The following is a 10649-nucleotide window of genomic DNA, read 5'->3' as shown; positions in this document are numbered from 1 at the left end:
GGGCATGGACGTGCCGCTGCTGGCCGCGCACTTTCTGCGCCGCGTGGCGCCGCAGGCCCTGTTCGCGCCCGACGCCCAGGCCTGGCTCGCCACGCAGCCCTGGCCGGGCAACGTGCGCCAGCTCCGGGCCCTGGTGGAGTCGGCCGGTGCGCTCATCGCCCCGGGCCACCTGCGCATCGACCTCGACCTGTTGCGGTTCGCCAGCGGCGACCTGGCGCACCTGCCGGATGCGGGCCCGGCCGATGCGGCAGCGGCCGCCCCCGTCGGCGCGCTGGATGCGGCCATCTTCGAGCTGGAAACCCGCATGGTGCGGGAAGCGATGGAGGCCACCCAGGGCAACCAGTCGGAGGCCGCGCGCCGCCTGGGCATCTCCCGCGCCGGGCTGATCAAGAAGCTCACCCGGCTGGGCCTGCGCTAGCGGGCGCCGGCCACCGGCCCTGCCCGCCCCTTAGCCGCCCCTTACCCGCCCCTCAACCGCACGTGCCCAGGTTCCCGCACTGCGTGCAGTAATCGCAGCCGTCCTTGCGGATCACCGCGTGCGCACCGCACTCGGGGCACTTCTTGCCGGCCATCGCGGGCGGCATGCCCATGGGCGCCTCGGGCTCGTCCAGCGGCAGCACCTGCTGAACCGGATCCGGCACGCGGCTGGCCAAGATGTTCTGGATGGCATAGGCCATGGCGGCCACCTCGGAGTCGTGCCACAGCGGCACGCGCGTGCCGTCTTCGCGCTGGCGCGTGCCCAGGCGCACGGGGCCGCGGTCCCACGCCACCTTGCGCATGTCGCTCAGGGCGCGTTCCAGGAAGCCGCCGCGCGCGGCCAGCGAGAGCATGCGCATGCTGGAGGTGATCCACTGCTGCGATTCGCCGCTTTGCCCCACGGGCATGAAGAACTCGATGGCGCGGTCCACCGTGCCCGTGCCGCCGGCATTGGGCACCGGCAGGAACGACACCACCAGGTACAGCGTCTTGTGGCCCTCCTGCGTCCAGTACTCCACCTTCTCGGCGACGGCCGGCAGGGCGCCCTTGGGCCGGCTTTCGATCACGGTGCGCATCGGATCGATGGGGACGGAGGACGTTGTCGTCGCTGCGGCCGCTGCCGATGCGGGTGCGGCCGGCGCCGGCTCGGCCTCGGGCGCATGCGTCTCCAGCACGGCGCCCAGGATGGTGTTGGGCCGGTAGGTGGCCAGCCCCTTGAGCCGCGCGCGCCAGGCGGCGAGGTACAAGCCCTTGAAGTCCTCGTACGGGTAGTCGGCCGGCACGTTCACCGTCTTGGAGATCGCCGTGTCCACGAAGGGCTGCACCGCCTCCATCATGGCGATGTGGTCGGCGGCAGGCATGGACAGCGCGCTCACGAAGTAGTCGGGCAGGGCATTCACATCGCCGCCCAGCTCGCGGTACAGCCGCCAGGCGTGGTCTTCCACGGCGTATTCGCTCATGCGGCCGTCGCCCTCGCGCTTCCTGCGCTTGTAGGTCCACGAAAACGGCGGCTCGATGCCGTTGGAGGCGTTGTCGGCGAAGGCCAGGCTCACCGTGCCCGTGGGCGCGATCGACAGCAGGTGGCTGTTGCGGATGCCGTGCTCGCGGATCTGCGCCTGCAGCGCCTGCGGCAGCCGGCTGGCGAAGGTGCCGGGCGCCAGGTAGCCGGCCGCATCGAACTTCGGGAACGCCCCTTTCTCGCGCGCCAGCGCCACCGACGCGGCATAGGCCGCATCGCGCAGGCGCTCGGCGATCTGCGCGGCCATGGCGCGGCCCGCTTCGCGGTCGTAGCGCAGGCACAGCATGGCCAGCGCGTTGCCCATGCCGGTAAAACCCACACCGATGCGCCGCTTGGCGGCCGACTCCGCGCGCTGCGCCTCCAGCGGCCAGAAGGTCACGTCCAGCACGTTGTCGAGCGCGCGCACCTGGGTGGCGACGCTCTGCTCGAAGGCCTCGAAATCGAAGGCCGGCGCGCCCGCCAGCCCGAACGGGTTGCGCACGAAGCGCGTGAGGATGATCGGCCCCAGGTCGCAGCAGCCGTAGGGCGGCAGCGGCTGCTCGCCGCAGTTGTGCACATACAGGCCATTCGCGTCGAAGGCGTGGCAGTCGGCCACGGTGACGTCGTACACGTCCTCGCACCCATCGGCCGCGATGGAATCCACGGTGGCGGTGAAGCGCTCGCGGTTCAGCCGGCGCTGGTCGCCCGCCATGGCGGCTTCCAAGCGAGCGGTCTTGGCGGTGTCGGCAAAGCCGATGCGATCGGCGTACACCTGCAGGTTGTCGCCGGACACCACCAGTTCGTGCTGCGCCTGCGTGGGGTAGGCCCGGGTGCCGCCACGCCCGTCGGGCAGCACAGAGTGCTGCGCGGGGCGGCGGCCGGTGTACAGCGTGGAGGCGATCCCGAAGCGCAGCAGCATGCGCTGCACGGTGCGCAGCAGTTCGGCATCGCTTTGCGACAGGCGCACGCTCACGCCCTTGTCCTGGGCGCCCTGCACCGAACCGTCGGCATCGAACAAACCACGCAGCAGGCCGGCGGCGAAGGCGGAGGAGCCGCATTCCATGGCCGGCGTGATCGTCTTGTGGTCAGGCCGCAGGCCCATGGCGTGCGCCAGTCGCCACAGCGCCGCGCTGGCCATGCGGGCCTCCCCGCGCGTGCCGACGGGGCGCTGGAAGCCGCTGAAATCAGACCGGTGGGGCAACGTGGCCGCGGCAGCTTCGGCGGCTTGCACGATGCCTGCCGCACCGGTGGCGGCATAGGCCACGGTGCCGTTGCCCACCTGCCGCAATTCGGGTGCCCAGACCGAGATCACCGCCTTGTCGGCCTTCAAGGTGCCGTCGCCCACGAGCAGGCCGAGCAGGTAGCCCTCGGCCTCGGTGCCCGCACCGTCCCATCCGCCGAGCGCGCGGTGGTCGTGCAGCACGATCTGGTCGCCCGGCTGCAGGTCGCCGGCCGCCGTCCACTCCAGGGACTGGGCGTAGCGGGTCTGCCGCGCCACGCGGCGCACGCGGTGGTCGGGCGTGAGGCGCAGCGTGTGGCCTTCGCGCGTGCGCAGGGCGATCACGGGCTTGTGGCCGGTCTTGAAAAATCCTTCGCTTTCCGTGCAGAAGACCCGGCCGTCCACCACCGCGCCGAACCGCCGCCCGATGAGGCCGGCCACCTGCGCCGGGCCGTCCGCCGTCAGCACCCAGGTGTCGGCCGTGACGCAGGGATTCGTCGCCGCGATCGCCTCGCAGTAATGCAGGTTGTTGTCGCGGTTGATCGCATCGAGGAACAGGATGCCCGGCTCGGCGAAGTCGTAGGCCGACCGCATGATGGTGTCCCACAGATCGCGGGCCGGCACGGTGCGGTAGACCCACTGGCCATCGGTGCGCTGCACCGCGCCCTGCGCCAGCAGCGCGGCGCCGGGGCGCGCGGGGTGCACCAGGTCCCACGGCTGGCCATCGGCCACGGCCTGCACGAAGGCGTCGGTCACGCCGACCGACACGTTGAAGTTGTTCCATCGCCCGGGGGTGCGCTTGGCGGTGATGAAATCGAGCACGTCGGGGTGGTCGATGCGCAGCACGCCCATCTGCGCGCCGCGCCGCGCGCCGGCGCTCTCCACCGTGGAGCACGACTGGTCGAACACGTTGATGTAGCTGCACGGCCCCGAGGCCAGCGAGGCCGTGCCCTTGACCTGCGCGCCCTTGGGACGGATGCGCGAGAAGTCGTAGCCCACGCCGCCGCCGCGCCGCATGGTCTCGGCGGCCTCGCGCAGGGCCTCGTAGATGCCGGGGTAGCCGCCGTCGTCCATGCCCTGGATGCAGTCGCCCACGGGCTGCACGAAGCAGTTGATGAGCGTGGCCTGGATGTCGGTGCCGGCGGCGCTCATGATGCGGCCCGCCCCGATGGCCCCCGCGCGCAGGTTGGCGAGAAAGCGCGCCTCGTGCGCCGCGCGCTCGGCGGCGGGCTCCACCGAGGCCAGGGCCCGCGCCACGCGGCGGTAGAGGTCCTGCACCTCCGTCTCACCGGGCTTGAGGTACTTTTCGCGCAGCACGTCCAGGCTGATGGGCTGCACGGGGGTGGCGTCGGACGCCACGGGGATGAAGGGGTCGCGTTGCATGTCGCTGGGGCTTCCACGGTGCACAAGGCCCCCGTTTTACTCCGGTGGCCCGCCGCCCGGCTTGCCCAATGTCAACGAGGACGGCGAGGGTTTTTCAGAGGGTGAAAGCGCCTGGGTGTATGCACGGCAGGGCTGCGCGATGGCGGCCCCTCCTGGGCAGCCGGCACGCGCGCTGCCGCGTTTTTTGTTTCCTGGATCGAAACGCTGTGATTCCCGCGCCGGGGCTTATGCGCCCTGGCCGTTGGCGCCATATTCCAGGCAAGGTGCTCCCGGTTCCCGGTGGCACGCCTGCCCATCCCTTCATCCCACCCTTCCTTTTCAGGAATCCACCATGTCCCCCACCGCCGAACTGGCCGCCGAACTCGAAACCGCCATCCACGGGCCCGATGCCACCCCGCTGATCGAGCGCCTGCAGTGGCGCTACGCCACCAAGAAGATGGACCCGGCCCGCCAGGTGCCCCAGGAGAAGGTCGAGCGCATCCTCGAAGCCGCGCGGCTCGCGCCCACCTCCAGCGGGCTGCAGCCGTTCGAGGTGCTGCTCGTTACCCAGCCCGAGGTGCGCCAGCGCATCCAGGCCATCGCTTGGAACCAGGCCCAGATCACGGACGGCTCGCACCTGCTGGTGTTCGCCGCGTGGGACGACTACACGCCCGAACGCATCAACGCCATGTTCGACTACACCAACGCGGTGCGCGGCTTCAAGAACGAAGGCTGGGAGAACTACCGCAACATGCTGCTGGGGACCTACCCGCAGCGCGGCGCCGAGGTGAACTTCCAGCACGCGGCCCGGCAGGCCTACATCGCCCTGTCCGCCGCGCTGATGGCCGCCGCCTACGAGGCGGTGGACAGCACGCCGATGGAGGGGTTCGATCCCGACGCGCTGGATGGCATCCTGAACCTGCGCGCCCGCGGGCTGCGCAGCGTGGCGATCCTGCCGCTGGGCTACCGCCAGGCCGAGCAGGACTGGCTGGCCCCGCTGGCCAAGGTGCGCCGTCCGCGCGAGCAGTTCGTCACCGAGGTGTAATGCGCAGCCGCGCGCCTGGACCCGGCAGCGCGGCACCTGCATCGCAGGCCCCGAGGCCCCGCGCATGCCAGCCGATCATCGACCCTGGAATCCGCCGAGGGCATGGCCCTGGCCCGCCAAAGGCCGGTGTGGACTTCAAAGGCGCAGCGCACAAGGTGCTCCGGGTGCATAACACTTGGAGCGTCTACAACACCAGGCTCTCCACGCCAGGAGCCCCCATCAGGCCACATGTCGACCCCAAGGGCGACCTGTCAGGCGCCGAGGAAAGGGTCATTTCTGGAAGGCACTGAAGCTGCCGTGCGGCCACAGGGGCAGCATGGCATCGCAACGGCCTGCCGCCGCCCTGTCAGGGCGCCTTTGCACCGCCCTGCACGGGCGCATCGTAGACACAGCGGAACCCCACATACACCACGTCAAAGTCGGCCGGCTTCCATTGCATGGCCGCGGCCTGCATCTGCGCCGCGCCATACCACCAGGAGCCGCCGGCGGTGAGTGCGGTATCGCCCTGCCGGTCGGCCAGCCATTCCCAGGCGTTGCCGCCCATGTCGTGCAGCGCGTTGACGCCACCGCGCGTGGCACCGGCCGGTGCCAGCCGCGGCCAGGCGTCGGCGCCGCTGGTGTTGGCGCCTTCAGGCGAATCGCCGGTCGGGTACGGGTAGGTGCGGCCCCGCACGAAGCCGGCACGAGTCCCTGCGCCCTGCTCGGTGTAAGCCGCCAGCGTCCATTGGGCGCGGGTGGGTAGGCGGCCTTGCGCCCAGGCGCAGAAGTCACGCGCCTCGTGCCAGTTGACGTGCACGGCGGGCCATTGCGGGCTGACCGGCGGCACGCCGAAGGGGCGGCGGAAGTTCCAGCCAGCGCGGCGCTCCCAGCCGCGGCCCCATTCGTGGCCGCCGCCCTCCCGTTCCGCCGTGGTGACACGGCCGGTGGCTTGCGCGAACTCGGCGAACCGGGCGATGGTGGTTTCGTATCGATCAATGGCGAAGTCGCCAACGGACACCCGGTCCTGACCTTGTGCGGCCACCGCAAAGAGTGCGCAGGCCGTGCCGTGCAGGATTGCCTTCGGTGTTGTCATCCGTTCACTCCTGGGCCGGCGTGGTGTCAGGCGGGAACCGGCGCCTGGCGCGAGATCAGCCCCTCGCGCCGCAGCGACTCCCAGAACGATGCGGGAATGGTCACACGCATCGACGCCACGTTGGCCTGGACCTGGCCGGGCGCGCGGGCACCGGGAATGATCGCCGAAACCACCGCCGGTGCCGCCGCGAACTGCAGCGCCGCCGTGCGGATATCAATGCCGTGCCGGTCGGCCACCACCGCCAGCCGCGCGCGCTTGTCGGCCGCGCCCGCGGGGATCTGGTCGCTGAAGTGATACCGGTTGCGCCCGCCCAGGAAGCCGTCGTTGAGCGGCGTGCCGACGACCACGGATATGCCCTTGCGCTGCAGTGCCGGGAAGGTGCGCGAGAGCGCCACCTCGTGGTCGAGGATGGAGTACTGGCAGGCCAGCAGCACCACATCGGGCGTCGGCACGTCCGATTCAGCGGCCAGCACGGCGGCGTCGGGCGTGTTGATGCCGAAACCCCAGCCACCAATCATCCCCTGATCGCGCATGCGGGCCAGCTCACCCATGGCACCGCCAGTGCCCGCCGCAACGGCGAAGTGGTCGCGCCACGTGCCTGGCAGTTCGCTGTTGTCGGGCGACAGGTCGTGGATGTAGACGATGTCGATCTTGGGCAGGCCCAGCCGTTGCAGGCTGTCCTCCACCGAGCGGCGCGCCCCGGCCGCCGTGAAGTCGTAGCGATACGCCATGGGCGCGGGCTGCACCCACAGCGCGGCATTGGGCAGCGGCCCGCGGCTGGCCTGAAGCATGCGCCCGACCTTGGTGGACACGACGTAGTCGTCGGGATGCTTGCCGCGCAGGAAGTGGCCCAGCCGGTATTCGCTCAGGCCGTAGCCGTAGAACGGAGAGGTATCGAAGTGGCGCACGCCCGCGTCCCATGCGGCCTGCAACACAGCCTGCGCTTGCGCGTCGCTGAGGGCGGCGAAGATGTTGCCGATCTGCGTGCCGCCCAGGCCGAAGCGGAATGCGGGCCGATAACGTTGCCCGGGAGCAGCCGCTGCATTGCGGGGCAGCGCCCGGTCGGTCATCGGCCCCCGCGTAGCCAGGACGCTGCCCCGCTCGGTGAGCGCGGCAGACAGGCCGGGCGCCTGAGCCCGCGCCAGGGGCGAGGCGGCCAGGCCGGCGAACGTGGCGGCGGTAGTGGTTGCGGCATGCAGGAAGTTGCGGCGGTCCATGATGTTTTGATCCTTGGTGAAATGACGAAGTCCGAACAGCGACGACTCGAGGTCGGACGCGAAAGCCGGGGGGAGTGATGACGCGGCGCGCTTACCGCCGCGCTCGCAATGCCGCCTGGGCCCGGCGGACCAGCCCCTGATACTGGTTCTGCTTGTCGGGATACCAGGGCAGCGACTGCACCTTGCCGAAGCCGGCCAGCGCGTCAACGTAGCGCGCCGTGTGCCCGCGCTGCGACGCGTCAGGCAGCAGTCCCGCGTCGCCGACGGTTACCTGCGCACTGCCGTAGAGCGGTGAGGTGTCCACAACCTTGGCACCAGCGCTGACGTACTGGCCGATGACGTCGTACAGATCGGAGCGGGGCGCGCCAGGCAATCGATCAAACGTCAGGAACGTGGCCGGGCCCAGGCTGCCGCGCGGGAACGTGCGGCGGGTGGACATGCGGTGAGTCACGATGGCCATGGATGCACTCCAAAAAAACGGTGGGCGGGGTGCGCGGTCGCCCCACGCGCCGCGCAGGGCCCCATGGTCCGCACGCAGTTGACCGATGCCGCTCGAACGGATTACAGATTGGTAATCCAACGCGCAGGGGGTGCAGGCACAATCGGCCCGGAGGTGAAACAGGTGCACAAAGTGCTGGTGATCGAGGACGACCGCGGCGTGGCCGACTATCTGCACCAGGGGCTGTCCGAGTGCGGCTACCGCGTCGATGTGGCGCACGACGGCCCCAGCGGGCGGGCGCTGGCACTGGGCGGCAACTATGCGCTGGTGCTGCTGGACGTCATGCTGCCGGGATGCGACGGCTTCGAGGTACTGCGCGCCATTCGGGGCAAGGGCGGGCAGCCCGTGCTGATGCTGACGGCACGCGACCGGCTGGACGACAAGGTACTGGGCCTGAATGCGGGCGCGGACGACTACCTCGTCAAGCCGTTCGCCTTTTCCGAACTGCGGGCGCGGGTCGAGGCGCTGATTCGCCGGGGCCATGCCAGCATTCAGGAGCAGACCGTGCTGCGCGTCGCCGATCTGGAACTGGACCTGGCAGCGCACAATGTGCGCCGCGAAGGCCGCCGTATTGAGCTGTCTACCAAGGAATTCCAGCTGCTGTCCTTGCTGCTGCGCCGCAAGGGACAGGTGCTGACCCGCACCACGTTGGCCGAACGCGTCTGGAACATCCATTTCGACTCCGACACCAACATGGTGGAAGTCGCGGTGCGGCGCCTGCGCGCCAAGGTGGACGACGCATTCCGCCACAAGTTGATCCACACGGTGCGAGGTGTGGGCTACATCCTGGAGTTCCGCGGGGGTGCAGATGGCGACGCATGAGCCCCGCCGGCGGGCGCCGCATTCCGTGGTGCGCCGCCTGGCGCTGCAGTTGGGCCTGGGCGTGGCGCTGTTGCTGGGTGCGATTTCCGTCGTCGTATACCTGGGGGTGCAGACGCTGCAGGAGCAGGCCCAGTCGCGCATCTTGGGCATCAAGGTCCAGAAGCTGGTGGAAACCTCCAGCGCGATGTGGCGACCCGAGAACCAGGACTTTCTGCACCTGCTGCAGACCAACGCCGTCAAGCGCCAGGGCTCGCGGCTGCAGCTGCTGCACCCCGACGGCTCGGCGTTCTACCTCGATCCCCACGACGAAGCACACACGCTGTCGCCGCAGGTGCGTTCACGCAGCTTCGAGCTGCGGTCGGCTGACGGACAGCGGTCGCTGCGGGGCCGCTTCGATGTCGATATCGCAGAGGACGAGCAGCGACAGCAGACCCTGGCGCGCCTGCTGGCCCTGGCCACCGCGGCCGGGGCGCTGGTGAGCGCAGGACTCGGATTCGCCGTAGTGCGGCATGGCCTGCGCCCGCTGAGCCAACTGGCCCGGCAGACCCAGGCGATGTCTGCAGGCCGGCGACTCGCGCATCTGCAACTGTCGGCGCGCAGTGCCGAGCTGGCGCCGCTGGTAGACCAGTTCAACGAACTCATCGACCGGCTCGAAGCGGGCCGCGCGCAACTGGAGGCTTTCAATGCCGACGTGGCGCATGAGCTGAGAACGCCGCTCACCGCGCTCATCGGCAAGACCGAGCTGGCGCTGTCGCGACCGCGTGCGGCGCCCGAGTTGGCGCGAACGCTGGCGTCCAACCTGGAAGATCTGGGGCGCATGGCCTCGGTGGTGAACGATATGTTGTTCCTGGCGCGCGCCGACGGAGGGCTGCGCGCGCGTGTGGATGCGCCACGCAATCTGGGTCCGCTCATCACCGAACTGTTCGAGTACCACGAGGCCGACGCCGCTGAGCGGGGCCTGCGGCTAGCCCTGGAAGGCGAGCTCATTCTGCCGGTGGACGAACGGTTGGTGCAGCGCGGCGTCTCCAACCTGCTCAGCAACGCGTGCCGCTATGCCGCGCCAGGCAGCACCGTCCGCGTGAAGCTGGCTGCGGGCGGTGCGGACGGCCCCGGCGTGTCAGTGGCCAACGAAGGGCCACCGATTCCCGAGGCCGCATTGCCTCGCCTGTTCGACCGCTTCTATCGCGGCGACTCGGCCCGGCACCGCGAGGGCATGCACGCGGGCCTGGGACTGTCCATCGTGGCGGCCATCGCCCGCATGCACGGCGGCGATGTCTGGGCGCGCTCGGCGGCCGACGGCACCGAGGTCGGCATGCGGTTCGGGACGGCGCCGGTCGGCTGACGACCTCTCCGCATCTGCGCACGTGCCCGCGCTGCGTGCCGTCGTCGCAACCGTCCCGGGCGCACGGTCTCAGCCATCCCCCCCACCCCCGCCGCTGATCCGTTGCATCACCGGGTCGCGCCGCGGGAAGGCGCGGGTCGACAGGGCATGGCTTTAGCATGCGCCCATGCACGGCACCCTGTTTCCCTCCCGATCGCCTTCCCGGCATGCAGCCCATCGACTCGGCCCCGCGCCGTGGCCGAGAGGCCCCCGCCTCGCTGCCACCCTGCTGCTGGCCCTGCTCGCCGGCTGCGCGCATGCGCCCCCCGACCCTGCCGCCCCCACCCCCTGGCTCGCCCAGGTCCAGGCCCTGCTGCCCGCCGATGTGCTGCTGATCGGCGAGCAGCACGATGCCCCCGAACACCAGGCGCTGGAGCGCGAGGCCGTGCAGTGGCTGGCCGCGCGCGGACAGCTGGCGGCGCTGGTGATGGAGATGGCCGACAGCGGGCGGGCCACCGACGGACTGCCCCGCGACGCGACTGAAGGCCAGGTGCAGCAGGCGCTCGGCTGGAACGCGGCGGCCTGGCCGTGGGCGCAGTACGGCCCGGTGGCCATGGC

Annotated in this window: 9 protein-coding genes; 5 read left to right on the top strand and 4 right to left on the bottom strand. The window is 70.5% G+C overall.

Annotation, left to right across the window (positions count from 1 at the left end; translation table 11 throughout):
• On the top strand, positions 1–418 hold a 418-nt coding region (locus AC27IQ_RS13940), incomplete at its 5' end, for a helix-turn-helix domain-containing protein (RefSeq protein ID WP_487089819.1).
• A gap of 52 nt (positions 419–470) precedes the next feature.
• On the opposite strand, the gene AC27IQ_RS13935 is transcribed toward AC27IQ_RS13940, so the two are convergent.
• Complete coding sequence (locus tag AC27IQ_RS13935) at positions 471–4076, bottom strand: LAGLIDADG family homing endonuclease (RefSeq protein WP_487089818.1); 3606 nt, start codon at positions 4074–4076, stop codon at positions 471–473.
• A 331-nt stretch (positions 4077–4407) separates the two neighbouring features.
• On the opposite strand from AC27IQ_RS13935, the gene AC27IQ_RS13930 reads away from it, so the two are divergent.
• Positions 4408–5100: a nitroreductase family protein gene (locus AC27IQ_RS13930; RefSeq protein WP_487089817.1), complete on the top strand. Its 693-nt coding sequence runs from the start codon at positions 4408–4410 to the stop codon at positions 5098–5100.
• Positions 5101–5446: 346 nt separating this feature from the next.
• Here the strand turns inward: AC27IQ_RS13930 and AC27IQ_RS13925 are convergent, their stop codons facing one another.
• The 3 genes from AC27IQ_RS13925 to AC27IQ_RS13915 all read right to left on the bottom strand — a co-directional run bounded on the left by AC27IQ_RS13925 (position 5447) and on the right by AC27IQ_RS13915 (position 7849).
• Positions 5447–6172, bottom strand: coding sequence for a formylglycine-generating enzyme family protein (locus AC27IQ_RS13925; protein ID WP_487089816.1), 726 nt, complete (start codon positions 6170–6172; stop codon positions 5447–5449).
• A gap of 26 nt (positions 6173–6198) precedes the next feature.
• Positions 6199–7389 (bottom strand): aldo/keto reductase, encoded by a 1191-nt coding sequence (locus tag AC27IQ_RS13920; RefSeq protein WP_284431107.1) that lies wholly within the window; start codon positions 7387–7389, stop codon positions 6199–6201.
• Between the two features lie 91 nt (positions 7390–7480).
• Positions 7481–7849, bottom strand: a complete 369-nt coding sequence (locus tag AC27IQ_RS13915; protein WP_487089815.1) for a hypothetical protein — start codon at positions 7847–7849, stop codon at positions 7481–7483.
• 162 nt (positions 7850–8011) lie between these two features.
• Here AC27IQ_RS13915 and AC27IQ_RS13910 point away from each other — a divergent pair, with 162 nt between their 5' ends.
• From AC27IQ_RS13910 to AC27IQ_RS13900, 3 genes are all read left to right on the top strand, one after another.
• The gene (locus AC27IQ_RS13910; protein ID WP_284431105.1) at positions 8012–8710 is read left to right on the top strand and encodes a heavy metal response regulator transcription factor; all 699 of its coding nucleotides are present in this window, start codon (positions 8012–8014) and stop codon (positions 8708–8710) included.
• Positions 8697–10052 (top strand): heavy metal sensor histidine kinase, encoded by a 1356-nt coding sequence (locus tag AC27IQ_RS13905; protein ID WP_487089820.1) that lies wholly within the window; start codon positions 8697–8699, stop codon positions 10050–10052. The genes AC27IQ_RS13910 and AC27IQ_RS13905 overlap by 14 nt, the downstream gene beginning before the upstream one ends.
• Positions 10053–10218: 166 nt before the next feature.
• A partial coding sequence (locus AC27IQ_RS13900) for a ChaN family lipoprotein (RefSeq protein ID WP_487089814.1) occupies positions 10219–10649 on the top strand: 431 nt, incomplete at its 3' end.

It is taken from the genome of Acidovorax sp. KPB24-07 (assembly GCF_057543315.1).
Note: the sequence above shows the minus strand (reverse complement) of the source record. Positions and strands in the feature narration are given on the sequence as shown.

Bases quoted from the DNA above. Each gene is read 5' to 3' on its own strand.
- AC27IQ_RS13935 (WP_487089818.1), bottom strand. From the start codon at position 4,076: ATGCAACGCGACCCCTTCATCCCCGTGGCGTCCGACGCCACCCCCGTG.
- AC27IQ_RS13930 (WP_487089817.1), top strand. From the start codon at position 4,408: ATGTCCCCCACCGCCGAACTGGCCGCCGAACTCGAAACCGCCATCCAC.
- AC27IQ_RS13925 (WP_487089816.1), bottom strand. From the start codon at position 6,172: ATGACAACACCGAAGGCAATCCTGCACGGCACGGCCTGCGCACTCTTT.
- AC27IQ_RS13920 (WP_284431107.1), bottom strand. From the start codon at position 7,389: ATGGACCGCCGCAACTTCCTGCATGCCGCAACCACTACCGCCGCCACG.
- AC27IQ_RS13915 (WP_487089815.1), bottom strand. From the start codon at position 7,849: ATGGCCATCGTGACTCACCGCATGTCCACCCGCCGCACGTTCCCGCGC.
- AC27IQ_RS13905 (WP_487089820.1), top strand. From the start codon at position 8,697: ATGGCGACGCATGAGCCCCGCCGGCGGGCGCCGCATTCCGTGGTGCGC.